The 15736-nt window shown below is 56.0% G+C and carries 12 protein-coding genes and 1 riboswitch; of the genes, 8 read left to right on the forward strand and 4 right to left on the reverse strand.

From position 1 onward, the window contains the following. Positions 1-46 precede the first annotated feature (46 nt). Positions 47-2698 (reverse strand): phosphoenolpyruvate carboxylase, encoded by a 2652-nt coding sequence (gene ppc / locus PGR23_RS23185; protein WP_396280046.1) that lies wholly within the window; start codon positions 2696-2698, stop codon positions 47-49. A gap of 257 nt (positions 2699-2955) precedes the next feature. Further along, positions 2956-4107: an acetylornithine deacetylase gene (gene argE / locus PGR23_RS23190; protein ID WP_015368914.1), complete on the reverse strand. Its 1152-nt coding sequence runs from the start codon at positions 4105-4107 to the stop codon at positions 2956-2958. Positions 4108-4220: 113 nt separating this feature from the next. Here argE and argC point away from each other — a divergent pair, with 113 nt between their 5' ends. The 4 genes from argC (at position 4221) to oxyR (ending at position 8655) form a co-directional block, all read left to right on the forward strand. Then, the gene (gene argC, locus PGR23_RS23195) at positions 4221-5225 is read left to right on the forward strand and encodes an N-acetyl-gamma-glutamyl-phosphate reductase (protein WP_047047255.1); all 1005 of its coding nucleotides are present in this window, start codon (positions 4221-4223) and stop codon (positions 5223-5225) included. A 9-nt stretch (positions 5226-5234) separates the two neighbouring features. Further along, positions 5235-6011: an acetylglutamate kinase gene (gene argB / locus PGR23_RS23200; protein ID WP_015368912.1), complete on the forward strand. Its 777-nt coding sequence runs from the start codon at positions 5235-5237 to the stop codon at positions 6009-6011. Positions 6012-6112: 101 nt separating this feature from the next. Then, complete coding sequence (argH, locus tag PGR23_RS23205) at positions 6113-7486, forward strand: argininosuccinate lyase (protein WP_015368911.1); 1374 nt, start codon at positions 6113-6115, stop codon at positions 7484-7486. A gap of 251 nt (positions 7487-7737) precedes the next feature. Then, positions 7738-8655, forward strand: coding sequence for a DNA-binding transcriptional regulator OxyR (gene oxyR / locus PGR23_RS23210; protein WP_047047259.1), 918 nt, complete (start codon positions 7738-7740; stop codon positions 8653-8655). Here oxyR and sthA read toward each other — a convergent pair. Continuing rightward, positions 8638-10038 carry a Si-specific NAD(P)(+) transhydrogenase gene (sthA, locus tag PGR23_RS23215; RefSeq protein WP_015368908.1) on the reverse strand — a complete coding sequence of 467 codons (1401 nt, stop codon included), beginning with the start codon at positions 10036-10038 and terminating at the stop codon, positions 8638-8640. The genes oxyR and sthA overlap by 18 nt on opposite strands. A gap of 196 nt (positions 10039-10234) precedes the next feature. Here sthA and fabR point away from each other — a divergent pair, with 196 nt between their 5' ends. Beyond that, on the forward strand, positions 10235-10870 hold the full coding sequence (gene fabR, locus PGR23_RS23220) for an HTH-type transcriptional repressor FabR (protein ID WP_015368907.1): 636 nt from the start codon (positions 10235-10237) through the stop codon (positions 10868-10870). A gap of 15 nt (positions 10871-10885) precedes the next feature. Beyond that, on the forward strand, positions 10886-11245 hold the full coding sequence (locus PGR23_RS23225; RefSeq protein WP_045395329.1) for a YijD family membrane protein: 360 nt from the start codon (positions 10886-10888) through the stop codon (positions 11243-11245). A 52-nt stretch (positions 11246-11297) separates the two neighbouring features. Here the strand turns inward: PGR23_RS23225 and trmA are convergent, their stop codons facing one another. Then, positions 11298-12398 carry a tRNA (uridine(54)-C5)-methyltransferase TrmA gene (trmA, locus tag PGR23_RS23230; RefSeq protein WP_020077583.1) on the reverse strand — a complete coding sequence of 367 codons (1101 nt, stop codon included), beginning with the start codon at positions 12396-12398 and terminating at the stop codon, positions 11298-11300. Between the two features lie 115 nt (positions 12399-12513). Beyond that, a riboswitch (cobalamin riboswitch) is annotated at positions 12514-12701 on the forward strand. Between the two features lie 65 nt (positions 12702-12766). Here trmA and btuB point away from each other — a divergent pair. Next, positions 12767-14614, forward strand: coding sequence for a TonB-dependent vitamin B12 receptor BtuB (btuB, locus tag PGR23_RS23235; protein ID WP_015368904.1), 1848 nt, complete (start codon positions 12767-12769; stop codon positions 14612-14614). Then, on the forward strand, positions 14559-15410 hold the full coding sequence (murI, locus tag PGR23_RS23240; protein ID WP_049060453.1) for a glutamate racemase: 852 nt from the start codon (positions 14559-14561) through the stop codon (positions 15408-15410). The genes btuB and murI overlap by 56 nt, the downstream gene beginning before the upstream one ends. The last annotated feature ends 326 nt before the right edge of the window (positions 15411-15736 follow it).

The following is a 15736-nucleotide window of genomic DNA, read 5'->3' on the forward strand; positions in this document are numbered from 1 at the left end:
AATGAATGGGAAATTCCCCCGACCGGGCGGCCGGGGGAAACGATGATTAGCCGGTATTACGCATCCCAGCCGCGACGCCGGCAATGGTGACCATTAGCGCTTGCTCAACGCGCGCATCCGGTTCCTCGCCAGCCTCTTCGGCCTGACGCGAACGGTGCAGCAGTTCGGCCTGCAGGACGTTCAGCGGGTCGGTATAGATGTTACGCAACTGGATGGATTCGGCAATCCACGGCAGGTCGGCCATCAGGTGGGAGTCGTTAGCGATGGCCAGCACCACTTTGATATCGGCGGTTAACAGCTGACGCAGCTCTTCGCCGAGTTTCCACAGTTCCGGTTTCACCAGCCGCTGATCGTAGTACTCCGCCAGCCACAGGTCGGCTTTTGAATAGACCATCTCCAGCATGCCCAGGCGGGTTGAGAAGAACGGCCAGTCGCGGCACATGCTTTCCAGCTCGCTCTGCTTGCCTCCCTCGACTACTTTCTGCAGCGCGGCGCCGGCGCCCAGCCAGGCCGGCAGCATCAGGCGGTTCTGGGTCCAGGCGAAGATCCACGGGATAGCGCGCAGTGACTCGACGCCGCCGGTCGGGCGACGTTTTGCCGGGCGCGAGCCAAGCGGCAGTTTGCCCAGTTCCTGTTCCGGGGTCGCGGAGCGGAAATAAGGGACGAAGTCTTTGTTCTCACGCACATAGCCGCGATACATCTTACAGGAGACGTTGGAAAGCTCGGCCATGATCTCGCGCCACTGCGGTTTTGGTTCCGGCGGCGGCAGCAGGTTGGCTTCCAGAATCGCGCTGGTGTACAACGACAGGCTACTGATGGTCACTTCCGGCAGGCCGTACTTAAAGCGGATCATCTCGCCCTGTTCGGTGACGCGCAGGCCGCCTTTCAGACTACCCGGCGGCTGCGAGAGCAGCGCGGCATGGGCCGGAGCGCCGCCGCGACCGATGGAGCCGCCGCGACCGTGGAACAGCGTCAGTTCAATACCGGCTTTTTCGCAGGTTTTGATCAGCGCGTCCTGGGCCTGATACTGAGCCCAGGAGGCGGCCATCACGCCGGCATCTTTGGCCGAGTCGGAGTAGCCGATCATGACCATCTGTTTGCCCTGAATAAAGCCGCGATACCAGTCAATATTCAGCAACTGAGTCATGACGTCGTTGGCGTTGTTCAGGTCGTCGAGCGTTTCAAACAGCGGCGCGACCGGCAGGGCAAAGCCGATACCGGCTTCCTTCAGCAGCAGATGAACCGCCAGCACGTCGGACGGTGTTTTGGCCATCGAGATAACATAGGCGGCGATCGAGCCGCGCGGCGCTTCAGCGATCACCTTGCAGGTGTCGAGGACTTCGCGAGTCTCTTCGCTTGGCTCCCACTGGCGTGGCAGCAGCGGGCGTTTGGAGTTCAGTTCACGGATCAGGAAGGCCTGCTTGTCGGCTTCCGACCAGCTTTCATAATCGCCGATCCCGAGGTAGCGGGTCATTTCACCCAGCGCTTCGGTGTGGCGGGTGCTTTCCTGACGGATATCGATACGCACCAGCGGTACGCCGAAAGATTTCACCCGGCGCAGGGTATCGAGCAGTTCGCCGTTGGCGATGATGCCCATGCCGCAGGCCTGCAGCGATTTATAGCAGGCGTACAGCGGTTCCCACAGCTGTTCGTTTTGCGTGATAAGACCCGCTGGTTTCGGCAGTTTTTGCCCTTTCAGACGCGCTTCCAGCCAGGCCTGGGTCTCCATCAGTTGGCTACGCAGTTTTTTCATCAGATAACGATACGGCTCTTGCGCGCCTTCCGCGCCGGCCAAATCGCGGAGCTCGTCGGTGCATTCGACCATCGACAGCTCGGAGATAAGCACCTGGATATCTTTCAGGAACAGATCGGTCGCTTTCCAGCGGCTGAGCAACAGCACGTGGCGGGTGATATCGGCGGTGACGTTCGGGTTGCCGTCGCGGTCGCCGCCCATCCAGGAGGTGAAGCGCACCGGGACGAAATCAACCGGTAGCTGGTAGCCGAGGTTGGCTTCCAGCTGTTCGTTCAGCTCGCGCAGATAGTTCGGCACGCCTTCCCACAGGCTGTTTTCAACTACCGCGAAACCCCATTTGGCTTCATCGACCGGAGAAGGGCGGTATTTACGAATTTCATCGGTATGCCAGGATTGGGCGATCAGTTGGCGCAGGCGGCGCATCAACTGATTGTGCTCATAGTCGGCGATATCTTTGTTATCCAACTGCTTAAGGCAGTTGTTGACCTCCACCATTTTGTGGATCAGCGTCCGGCGGGTGATCTCGGTCGGGTGAGCGGTTAACACCAGCTCCAGCGACAGGGATTCCACCGCTTTTTTAATGGTGTCTTCGTTGAGATTGGGTTGGTCTTTGAGTTTTCTCAGGGTACGCGCAATAACTTCCGGATTACTGGCGGCTTCGCCGTTGGGCGAAATGCTGTGATATTGCTCAGCGGTATTGGCCAGATTCAGGAACTGGCTAAAGGCGCGCGCCACCGGCAGCAGCTCGTCGTTGGACAAGTTTTGCAGCGTGGTGAGCAGCTCCTGGCGATTGGCTTCATTGCCCGCGCGAGAAGATTTGGACAACTTACGGATAGTTTCGACTCGATCAAGAATGTTTTCTCCTAACGCATCCTTGATGGTGTCGCCCAGCACCTTACCGAGCATACTGACATTACTACGCAAAGCGGAATATTGTTCGTTCATGTTACCCCAGACACCCCATCTCATTTTATTTTGTTATATCCGGCGCTCCGTGATTTGAGCAGTGGATAAGCAACCCGTCTTTTATAAAGCCACGTAAATACCCCCGCGTCAATTGCTGCGAAATCGCTTCAGCAAACGAATAAATAGCGATAATTTGCGAAAGTTAACTCAGCGGTCGGCGGATAAGCATTACTTATGGAAGTGTGACGATCGTCACTCTCCCGCCTCCGGACGTGAAGGCGGGAAAACGGCGGCAATTAATGCCAGCAGAAGTGATGGACAACCTGGGTGATGAGCTCGCGCGTTGGCTTAATAAACCGCGTCTCCAGATATTCATCCGGCTGGTGGGCCTGGTTGATAGAGCCCGGTCCTAACACCAGCGTAGGACACAGCGTCTGGATAAACGGCGCTTCGGTGCAGTAGTTCACCACTTCGGTCTGCGCGCCGAGCAGTTTTTCAACCACTTCGACCAGCTTGTGGTCCGGCGGGCATTCATAGCCTGGGATCGGCGGATGCAGCTCAGAGACCGTCAGACGCCCTGGCCAGCGCTCGCTAACCGGCGCCAGCGCTTCATCCAGCAGACCGTTCAGGTCGTTAAGCGTCATACCCGGCAATGGACGAATATCCATGTGCAGCTCGCAGCAGGCGCAGATGCGGTTGGATGCATCGCCGCCGTGAATGGCGCCCAGGTTGAGCGTCGGATAAGGCACGGTGAAGGCAGCGTAGTGGTAACGCTCTTTTAAGTCATCGCGCAGTTGCATGATGCGGCCAATCGCATCGTGCATCAGTTCGATAGCGTTCACGCCGCGCGCCGGGTCGCTGGAGTGGCCTGACTGGCCCAGTACGCGTACCGCTGTTGAAATGTGGCCTTTATGCGCCCGCACCGGCTGCAGCGAGGTCGGCTCGCCGATGATGGCGCAGTCCGGGCGCAGCTGTGTGGTTTCAGCGAAATAGCGCGCGCCCGCCATGCTGGTTTCTTCGTCAGCGGTGGCCAGAATATACAGCGGTTTTTTCAATTTACTGACGTCAACGTCGCGCAGGGCATCGAGGATAAACGCGAAGAAGCCTTTCATATCGGCGGTGCCGAGGCCGTAGAGTTTGTTGTCGTGCTCGGTAAGCGTAAACGGGTCGCGAGTCCAGCGACCATCGTCGAAAGGCACGGTATCGGTATGCCCGGCGAGCAGCAGGCCGCCAGCGCCGTGGCCGGTACTGGCCAACATATTGAATTTATTACGCGTCTCCGGTACCGGCTGGATCTCGACGTTAAAGCCCAGATCGCGGAACCAGCCGCCGAGTAAATTGATTAAAGACTCATTGCTTTGATCCAGCGCTTCTTCGGTCGCGCTGATGGAGGGTGTGGCGATCAATGCGCGGTAAATCTCGATAAAGGGCGGTAAATTGTTTTTCATTGTTGACACACCTCTGGTCATGATAGTATCAATATTCATGCAGTATTTGTGAATAAAAATACAATATCGTTGAGCGCAATAAAACCCATCGAATGTAAGGAGATGCTCTTCCAATGCTAAATACGCTGATCGTGGGAGCTAGCGGCTATGCCGGCGCAGAGCTGGTGGCCTATGTAAATCGCCACCCTCATATGAACATAACCGCTTTGACCGTCTCCGCGCAAAGTAATGATGCTGGAAAGTTAATTTCCGATATACATCCGCAGTTGAAAGGCATTGTCGATTTGCCGCTGCAGGCAATGTCCGATATCAGCGAATTTAGCGCCGGCGCGGATGTGGTGTTCCTCGCCACCGCGCATGAAGTCAGCCACGATCTGGCGCCGCAGTTTTTGGCCGCGGGCTGCGTGGTGTTCGATTTATCCGGCGCGTTTCGCGTCAACGATGGGGCGTTCTACGAAAAATACTACGGTTTCACTCATCAGCATCCGGACCTGCTCAAACAGGCGGTATACGGCCTGGCGGAGTGGAACGTCGAAGCATTGAAAGAGGCGAATTTGATCGCGGTGCCAGGCTGCTACCCGACGGCGGCGCAGCTGGCGTTAAAACCGCTGATCGATGCCGGTCTGTTGGATCTGAAGCAATGGCCGGTGATCAACGCCACCAGCGGCGTTAGCGGCGCCGGGCGTAAGGCGGCGATGAGCAATAGCTTCTGCGAAGTCAGCCTGCAGCCGTACGGCGTTTTCAATCATCGCCATCATCCGGAAATTTCTACCCATCTGGGCGCAGAGGTGATCTTCACTCCCCACTTGGGCAATTTTAAACGCGGTATTCTGGAAACCATTACCTGCCGTCTGAAGCCGGGCGTCGGTAAAGAGCAGGTTGCTGAGGTCTTCCAGCAGGCCTATGCCAATAAGCCGTTGGTCCGTTTATACGATAAAGGCGTACCGGCGCTGAAAAATGTGGTTGGGCTGCCATTCTGTGATATCGGTTTTGCCGTCCAGGATGAACATATTATCGTCGTGGCCGCAGAAGATAACCTGCTGAAAGGCGCGGCAGCGCAGGCCGTGCAGTGCGCTAACATTCGTTTCGGCTTCGCTGAGACGCAGTCTTTAATTTAAGGTGTGATGATGAACAATCCATTGATTATCAAACTTGGCGGCGTGTTATTGGATAGCGAAGAAGCGCTGGAACGTCTGTTTACCGCCTTGGTGCACTACCGCGAAACACACCAGCGTCCGCTGGTTATCGTCCACGGCGGCGGCTGCGTGGTGGATGAGCTGATGAAACAGCTTAATCTGCCGGTGAAAAAGAAAAATGGCCTGCGCGTAACGCCTGCCGATCAGATTGACATTATTACCGGCGCGCTGGCGGGAACCGCCAACAAAACGCTGCTGGCATGGGCGAAAAAGCATGGTCTTTCCTCGGTAGGGCTGTTCCTTGGCGATGGCGATAGCGTGAAGGTGACTCAGTTGGATGAAGAACTGGGCCACGTTGGTAAAGCGCAGGCAGGCTCGCCGACGCTTATCAATACGCTGCTGGCGGGCGGCTACCTGCCTGTGGTGAGCTCGATTGGCGTCACCGACGAAGGACAGCTGATGAACGTCAACGCCGATCAGGCGGCGACGGCGCTGGCGGCGACGCTGGGCGCGGATCTTATCCTGCTGTCCGATGTGAGCGGCATTCTCGACGGCAAAGGTCAGCGGATTGCGGAAATGACCGCCTCCAGGGCCGAGCAACTGATTGAACAGGGCATCATTACCGACGGTATGATTGTGAAAGTAAACGCGGCGCTGGACGCGGCGCGCGAGCTGGGTCGCCCGGTGGATATCGCCTCCTGGCGTCATGCCGAGCAGCTGCCGGCATTATTTAACGGTACCCCGATCGGTACGCGTATTTTGGCTTAAGATTGAATGCCCGGCGGCGCGTTGCTTGCCGGGGCGATAAGACCGTAGACCGGGTAAGCGCAGCGCGACCCGGCAGAACTCACGAATAAAGGAAGCATGTTATGGCACTTTGGGGCGGGCGTTTTACACAGGCAGCAGACCAGCGGTTCAAACAATTCAACGACTCTTTACGCTTTGACTATCGTCTGGCGGAACAGGATATCGTGGGATCCGTCGCCTGGTCCAAAGCGCTGGTAACCGTAGGCGTACTGACCGCCGATGAGCAGCTGCAGCTGGAAGAGGCGCTGAACGTTCTGCTGGAAGAGGTACGCGCCAACCCGCAGCAAATCCTTGAAAGCGATGCCGAAGATATCCATAGCTGGGTCGAAGGGAAACTGATCGATAAAGTCGGCCAGTTGGGCAAAAAACTGCATACCGGACGTAGCCGTAATGATCAGGTCGCCACCGATCTCAAGCTGTGGTGCAAAGAGACCGTCACCGAGCTGCTGTCCGCGACCCGCCAACTGCAAAGCGCGCTGGTGGAAACCGCTGGCAACAATCAGGATGCGGTGATGCCGGGTTATACCCATCTGCAGCGCGCCCAGCCGGTGACTTTTGCGCACTGGTGTCTGGCCTACGTTGAAATGCTGGCCCGTGATGAAAGCCGTCTGCAGGACGCGCTCAAGCGCCTCGATGTCAGCCCGCTGGGATGCGGCGCGCTGGCGGGAACCGCTTATGAAATCGACCGTGAGCAGCTGGCCGGTTGGTTGGGTTTCGCATCGGCGACCCGTAACAGCCTCGATAGCGTCTCCGATCGCGATCACGTGCTGGAACTGCTTTCCGATGCCTCTATCGGCATGGTGCACCTGTCGCGTTTTGCCGAAGATCTGATTTTCTTCAATACCGGCGAAGCGGGTTTTGTTGAACTCTCTGATCGCGTTACTTCCGGCTCGTCGCTGATGCCGCAGAAGAAAAACCCGGATGCGCTGGAACTGATCCGCGGTAAATGCGGCCGCGTGCAGGGCGCGCTGACCGGCATGATGATGACCCTGAAAGGGCTACCGCTGGCCTACAACAAAGATATGCAGGAAGACAAAGAAGGGCTGTTCGATGCGCTGGACACCTGGCTCGACTGCCTGCACATGGCGGCGCTGGTGCTGGACGGTATCCAGGTGAAACGTCCGCGCTGTGCGGAAGCGGCGCAGCAGGGTTACGCCAACGCTACCGAGCTGGCGGATTACCTGGTGGCAAAAGGCGTTCCGTTCCGCGAAGCACACCATATCGTCGGTGAAGCGGTGGTTGAAGCGATTGCTCAGGGCAAAGCGCTGGAAGATTTACCGTTAAGCGACTTGCAAAAGTTCAGCAGCGTTATCGGCGATGACGTCTACCCGATCCTGTCGTTGCAGTCCTGCCTTGATAAACGTGCGGCCAAAGGCGGCGTTTCGCCGCAGCAGGTGGCGCAGGCGATTGCCGACGCCAGACAGCGCCTGGTGTAAGAGATTGCGCGCGAGTGAATGAGCCTGGGTAACTCCCGGGCTTTTTTACGCAAAAAAAAAGCGGACACAAGGTCCGCAAAAGTTCACGTTGGCTTTAGTTGTTCGGGTAGGGAAACTGTGAGGCGACTCAATGATTTTCAGATGTTCTCCTCGTTTCTGTGGTTATTATTGAACAGAAAACTTGATAGGGATAATCGTTCGTTGCTATTCTATCTATCGCCATGGACTATCGTGGCGATGGAGGATGAATAATGAATATTCGCGATCTTGAATACCTGGTAGCGCTGGCTGAACATCGCCACTTCCGACGTGCGGCAGATTCCTGCCACGTCAGTCAGCCCACGCTCAGCGGACAAATTCGCAAGCTGGAAGATGAACTTGGGGTGATGTTACTGGAGCGCACCAGCCGTAAGGTTCTGTTCACTCAGGCGGGTTTGCTGCTGGTGGATCAGGCGCGTACCGTGCTACGCGAAGTAAAAGTGCTCAAGGAGATGGCAAGCCAGCAAGGGGAAACCATGTCCGGGCCGCTGCATATCGGCCTGATCCCGACGGTGGGGCCATATTTGCTGCCGCACATAATCCCGATGCTGCATCAGACTTTCCCGAAGCTGGAAATGTATCTGCATGAGGCGCAAACCCATCAGCTGCTGGCGCAGCTCGATAGCGGTAAGCTCGACTGCGCGATCCTCGCGCTGGTCAAAGAGAGTGAAGCCTTTATCGAAGTGCCGCTGTTCGATGAGCCGATGATGCTGGCTATCTACGAAGACCATCCGTGGGCGGAGCGCGATCGCGTGCCGATGTCGGATTTAGCCGGTGAAAAGCTGCTGATGTTGGAAGACGGACACTGTCTGCGCGACCAGGCGATGGGCTTCTGCTTTGAAGCGGGGGCGGATGAAGATACCCACTTCCGGGCGACCAGCCTTGAAACGCTGCGCAACATGGTTGCCGCCGGAAGTGGTATTACGCTGCTGCCGGCGCTGGCGGTACCGCAGGAGAGAAAACGCGATGGCGTGGTCTATATTCCGTGCATTAAGCCGGAACCAAGACGCACCATCGGGCTGGTTTATCGTCCTGGTTCGCCGCTGCGTAGCCGCTATGAGCATCTGGCGGAGGCCATCCGTAGTACTATGGATGGCCACTTCGATAAGGCGTTAAAAGAGGCGGTTTAAGCCGTTTAACGCCGCTACCCGATAGGCTTCGGCCATGGTCGGGTAGTTAAAGGTGGTGTTAACGAAGTACTCAATGGTGTTACCGCCACCTTTCTGCTCCATAATCGCCTGGCCGATATGAATAATTTCGGCCGCGCGCTCGCCAAAACAGTGGATACCGAGGATCTCTTTCGTCTCGCGATGGAACAGAATCTTCAGCGTACCTACGCTCATACCGACGATTTGCGCCCGCGCCAGATGTTTAAACTGCGCGCGACCGACCTCATAAGGCACCTTCATGGCGGTTAGCTGCTGCTCGGTTTTACCCACTGAGCTGATTTCCGGAATGGTGTAGATCCCGGTCGGGATATCTTCAATCAGATGCGCGGAGGCTTCGCCTTTGATCAGCGCCTGCGCGGCGATGCGCCCCTGATCGTAAGCCGCTGATGCCAGGCTCGGATAACCGATAACGTCGCCGACGGCATAGATGTGCGGCAGAGCAGTCTGATACATGCTGTTCACTTTCAGCTGGCCGCGGCTGTCGGTTTGCAGACCGATATTTTCCAGCGCCAGGGTGTCGGTGTTACCGGTACGGCCGTTGGCGTACAGCAGGCAGTCAGCTTTCAGCTTCTTACCGGATTTCAGATGCATGATCACGCCATCATCGACGCCTTCGATTTTCTCGTACTCTTCGTTGTGGCGGATAACCACGCCGCTGTTCCAGAAGTGATAGGAGAGCGAATCGGACATCTCCTGATCGAGGAACGCCAGTAGACGATCGCGGGTGTTGATCAGATCGACCTTAACTTCCATACCGCGGAAGATCGATGCGTACTCGCAGCCGATCACCCCGGCGCCGTAAATGATCACGTGGCGCGGTTCGTGGTGCAGGCTAAGAATGGAATCGCTGTCGTAAATGCGCGGGTGGTGGAAATCGACGTCGGCCGGATGATACGGGCGCGAGCCGCAGGCGATAACGAATTTCTCGGCGGTGACCGTTTCTACGGTGCCATCGTGACACTCCAGCGCCAGCGTGTGCTCATCAACAAAGTGGGCGTTGCCCTGCAGAATTTCGCAGTGGTTGCGCTCATAGAAACCCTGACGCATATGGGTTTGCTGGTTAATGACGCTGTCGGCATGGTTGAGGATGTCGGCGAAGGAAGAACGGAGAAGACGGGAATGGTCGCTGTAGAGGGGGTTTTGGTTAAACTCGATAATACGGCTGACGGCATGGCGAAGCGCTTTTGACGGGATGGTTCCCCAGTGGGTACAACCACCGCCGACGTTATGGTAGCGCTCGATAACGGCAACACGAGCTCCCTGTTTCACCAGTCCCATAGCGGCGCCTTCGCCGCCAGGACCGGAACCAATCACTATTGCATCATAATCCCAAGAGTGTGACATGGCATTACTCACCTGTTTTATACACAAAATAAACACGATGATAACATTTGGCGAGCTTTAACCCAATTATCGTTGTGCTTTTTTGCGGCATAAAAGCAGAAACGGCTCATAAACAATCATTCACAATCCAGTACAAACCGATTAGTTTTAATCTCTGGTATAGTGCCGACAGGGCTATTGGAAGGATTCATACATCGTGATGGGCGTAAGAGCACAACAAAAAGAAAAAACCCGCCGCTCGCTGGTGGAAGCGGCATTTAGCCAACTTAGCGCTGAGCGAAGCTTTGCCAGCCTGAGCTTGCGCGAGGTTGCGCGGGAAGCAGGGATCGCGCCGACGTCCTTTTATCGTCATTTTCGCGATGTCGATGAGTTAGGCCTGACGATGGTAGACGAAAGCGGGCTAATGCTGCGCCAGCTGATGCGCCAGGCGCGCCAGCGCATTGCCAAAGGCGGCAGCGTGATCCGCACCTCCGTCTCTACCTTTATGGAGTTTATTGGTAACAACCCGAACGCCTTTCGCCTGCTGTTGCGTGAGCGTTCTGGCACATCCGCGGCGTTTCGAGCCGCTGTAGCGCGCGAGATCCAGCATTTCATCGCGGAACTTGCCGACTATTTAGAACTCGAAAATCATATGCCGCGCGCCTTTACCGAAGCGCAGGCTGAAGCTATGGTCACCATCGTATTCAACGCCGGTGCGGAAGCGCTGGACGTCAGTCCGGAACAGCGCCGACAGCTGGAAGAGCGGCTGGTACTGCAGCTCAGAATGATTTCAAAAGGCGCGTATTACTGGTATCGCCGTGAACAAGAAAAAATGTCACATCATTCCGAATAACGTGAAGGACGAGCAATGAAACACTCAGTTCAAGATAAAGGTACGCTACTGCTGGCGCTGATCGCGGGTCTGTCCATTAATGGCACCTTCGCCGCGCTGTTCAGCTCAATCGTTCCCTTTTCCATCTTCCCGGTTCTGTCGCTGCTGCTGACGGTGTACTGCCTGCACCAGCGCTATCAGAACCGCAGTATGCCGGTCGGGCTGCCGGGGCTTTCCGCCGCCTGTTTTATTCTCGGCGTATTGCTGTATAGCACCGTGGTGCGCGCAGAATATCCGGATATCGGCTCTAACTTCTTCCCGGCCGTACTGTCCGTCGTGATGGTGTTCTGGATCGGTTACAAGATGCGCAACCGCAAAGATACCGCGGCGGAGTAATCCGCCAGGCAATAACCCGGCAACGTTGCGTTCGCCGGGTTTTTTTATGCGTTTATTTCTTCGTTAACAGCACGCCGCATTCCATATGGTGGGTATACGGGAACTGATCGAATAGCGCCAGGCGGGTGACATTGTGCGTCTGGCTGAGGGTTTCCAGGTTCTGGCACAGTGTTTCCGGGTTGCAGGAGATATACAGAATTCGCGGATAGGCCTGAACCATTTTTTCGGTCTCGCTATCCAGCCCGCTGCGCGGCGGATCGACAAAAATGGTTTCGCACTGATAGCTTTGCAGATCGATACCCTGTAGACGGTTAAACTCTCGCACGCCGTTCATCGCCTGAGTAAACTCTTCTGCCGCCATGCGGATAATCTGCACGTTATCGATATGGTTGGCGGCAATATTGTATTGCGCGGAGGCGACTGACGGTTTAGCGATTTCCGTCGCCAGCACGCGATCGAAGTTACGCGCCAGCGCCAGAGAGAAGTTGCCGTTGCCGCAGTAGAGCTCCAGCAGATCGCCGGTGGAGCCTTTGGTGACGTCCAGCGCCCACTCCAGCATCTGAATATTCATCGCCGCGTTTGGCTGGGTAAAGCTGTTTTCTACCTGACGATAAATCATTTCGCGCCCGCCAACCGGTAGACGTTCATCGACATAATCCCTATCGAGCTCGATTTTGGTTTTAGTGGCGCGGCCAATCAGCTGCACGTTGAGATTTTGCGCGCGCAGGGCATCGCGCAGCGCTTCCGCGTGCTGGCGCCATTCGTCGTCGAGCTTCTTGTGATAGAGCAGCGAGACGATGGCCTGGTTGCTCATGGTCGTCAGATAATCAATCTGGAAAAGCTTATGGCGCAGGACCGGGTTATGGCGCACGCCGTCGAGCATCGCCGGCATCAGCTGGTTGATGAGCTCGCTGGCGGCCGGGAAGGTATCGACGCGAATACGCGACTTGGTCTGCTGATCGAAGATGATGTGATAGAGGTCGTCGCCGTCGTGCCACAGGCGAAATTCAGCGCGCATCCGGTAGTGGCTGACCGGCGAACGAAATACCTCCGGAACCGGCGCGGCAAAAGGGGCCATCATTTTCTGCAAACGGACGACTTTTTCTGCCAGTTGCGCTTCGTATTGCTCGGTAGGGAGGTGTTCGGGGGTCATGATGCATCCTGAATAAAATAAGTACGCGGGGATTGTAGGGAAAGCATTGGGGATGTCCAGCCCTGGTTGCGGATGAAATATCGTTATAGCAGTCTGGACATCTATATGTTTCTAATTGTAGCATCTTGCAACCGGTCCTCTGAGTTAATAGGGAATCCAGTGCGAATCTGGAGCTGACGCGCAGCGGTAAGGAAAGGCGAGAAATAAGCGCACTCGGTGCAGACACTGCGGTTAGCCGTGGGAAGTCATTATTTCTTGAAACCGCCTCCAAGCCCGAAGACCTGCCGGATACGTCGCATTTGGTTTCTATCATCGCGAGCTATTGATAGAGCCGGCGGCATCCTCTCTATATTATGGATGCTTTTACAATGATTAAAAAAGCTTCGCTGATGACGGCTTTATCCGTCACGGCATTTTCCGGCTGGGCGCAGGACAGCAATTCAAATACGTTAGTGGTGACGGCAAACCGTGTGGCGCAACCTATCGAGACCGTGCTGGCGCCGGTGAGCGTGGTGACGCGGCAGGATATCGATCGCTGGCAGTCAACCTCTCTCACCGATGTGATGCGCCGCCTGCCGGGCGTGGACATCGCGCAAAACGGCGGCATGGGGCAGCAGAGCTCTCTCTTCGTACGCGGTACCAACTCCAGCCATGTCTTAATCCTGGTGGATGGCGTACGTCTGAATCAGGCGGGCGTCAGCGGCTCTTCCGACTTAAGCCAGTTCCCTATCGCTCTGGTACAGCGCATTGAGTACGTTCGCGGCCCGCGCTCGGCGGTCTACGGTTCAGACGCGATTGGCGGGGTGGTGAACATTATTACCACTCGCGACCAGGACGGCACCACGCTCAATGCCGGCGTGGGTTCAAATGGCTACCAGAACTACGGCGGCAGCACGCAGCAGACTTTCGGCGGTCATACCCGCGTCACCCTGGCGGGCGACTATACCTATACCAAAGGCTTTGATGTTGTCGCGGAAGGCAATACCGGCGGCGTTCGCCAGCCGGATCGCGATGGCTTTATGAGCAAAACGATCTACGGGGCGCTGGAGCATAGCTTCTCCAATGAGTGGAGCGGCTTTGTGCGCGGATATGGTTATGACAACCGGACGGCCTATGATGGCTCTCCTTATGGCGGCGTATTAGTCGACACTCGCCAGCTGTATAGCCAGACCTGGGATGCCGGCCTGCGTTTTAATCAGGATATCTTCCACTCGCAGCTGACTTCCAGCTATAGCCACAGCAAGGACTACAATTACGATCCGCGACTGGGGCGCTATGACACCTCGGCGACGCTGGATGAAGTGAAACAGTACAACGTGCAGTGGGCGAACACGGTCGATGTTGGCCACGGCAACGTGGGCGCCGGAATCGACTGGCAGAAACAAACCACCGAGCCTGGCACGAACTATGTGACCGATGGCTATGAAATCCGTAATACCGGCCTGTTTATCACCGGCTTGCAAAAGTTGGGCGATTTCACCCTGGAAGGGGCGGCGCGTAGCGATGATAACTCGCAGTTTGGCCAGCACGGTACCTGGCAGAGCAGCGCCGCGTGGGAGTTTATCGACGGCTACCGCTTTATCGCCTCTTATGGCACCGCCTACAAAGCGCCGAATCTCGGCCAGCTTTACGGCTTCTATGGTAATCAGAATCTCGACCCGGAAGAGAGCAAGCAGTGGGAAGGGGCCTTTGAAGGCCTGACGTCTGGGGTGACATGGCGCCTGTCCGGATATCGTAACGACATCGACAATCTGATCGACTACGACTCGCAGCTGATGAAATATTACAACGTCGGCAAGGCGCGTATTAAAGGTATTGAAGCGACGGCGTCGTTTGATACCGGGCCGCTGGCGCACAGCATCAGCTATGACTATGTCGATGCGCGTGATGCGAAAACCAACGAGCTGCTGGTGCGCCGGGCAAAACAGCAGGTGAAATACCAGCTGGACTGGCAGGTTTATGATTTCGACTGGGGTGTGACCTATCACTATCTTGGCACCCGTTATGACAACACTTACGACCCGGTAACCTATGCGCCTGAGAGCGTTAAGTTGGGCGGCGTAAGCTTGTGGGATCTCGCAGTTTCGTATCCAGTCACCTCACATCTCACAGTTCGTGGTAAAATAGCCAACCTGTTCGATAAAGATTACGAGACAGTATATGGCTACCAAACTGCAGGACGGGAATACACCTTGTCTGGCAGCTACACCTTCTGATCCACGTCCCACCGTGCTGGTGTTTGATTCCGGCGTCGGTGGGTTGTCGGTATATAACGAGATTCGGCAGCTGCTGCCGGATCTACATTACATTTATGCTTTCGATAACGTTGCTTTCCCGTATGGCGAGAAGAGCGAAGAGTTTATCGTTGAGCGTGTTGTTGAGATCGTGACTGCCGTTCAGCAACGCTATCCTCTGGCGCTGGCGGTCATCGCCTGTAATACCGCCAGTACCGTTTCCCTGCCAGCCCTACGTGAAAAGTTCGCTTTCCCGGTGGTCGGCGTGGTGCCGGCAATTAAGCCTGCCGCGCGCTTAACGGCAAACGGCATTGTTGGCCTGCTGGCGACGCGCGGTACCGTCAAGCGTCCTTATACCCGTGAACTCATTGACCGCTTTGCCAATGAGTGCCGCATCGAAATGCTGGGTTCCGCTGAGCTGGTGGAATTGGCAGAGGCGAAGCTGCACGGCGAAGCGGTACCGTTAGAAGAGCTGCGTCGAATTCTGCGCCCGTGGCTACGGATGCAGGAACCGCCCGATACGGTCGTATTAGGTTGTACGCACTTCCCACTACTGGCGGAAGAACTGCAACAGGTTATGCCGGAAGGAACGCGGTTTATCGATTCCGGCGCGGCGATTGCTCGACGCACCGCCTGGCTGCTAGAGCATGAAGCGCCGGATGCCAAATCGAATGATGCCAATAAGGCTTTTTGCATGGCGATGACCCCGGATACTGAACAGCTTTTACCCGTTTTACAGCGTTACGGCTTTGAAACGCTGGAAAAACTACCGCTTTAATGGCGTTTTGCGCAAAAAAAAGACGGTTGAAAAGTTTTTTGAAAACAGGGCTTGTCAACGTCTCAGAACTCCCTATAATGCGCCACCACTGACACGGAACAACGGCAAACAAGCCGCCGGGTCAGCGGGGTTCCGGTGAGAACCTCGCGGAGAAAAGCAAAATAAATGCTTGACTCTGAGGCGGGAAAGCGTAATATGCACACCCCGCGCCGCAGCGAAAAACGAAGCGGCACTGCTCTTTAACAATTTATCAGACAATCTGTGTGGGCACTCAAAGTGACATGGATTCTTAACGTCCTCGGACGAAAAATGAATACCAAGTCTCT

Origin of the sequence: Klebsiella sp. 141162, from assembly GCF_050600755.1 — a bacterium.
GTDB classification, from domain to species: domain Bacteria; phylum Pseudomonadota; class Gammaproteobacteria; order Enterobacterales; family Enterobacteriaceae; genus Klebsiella; species Klebsiella aerogenes.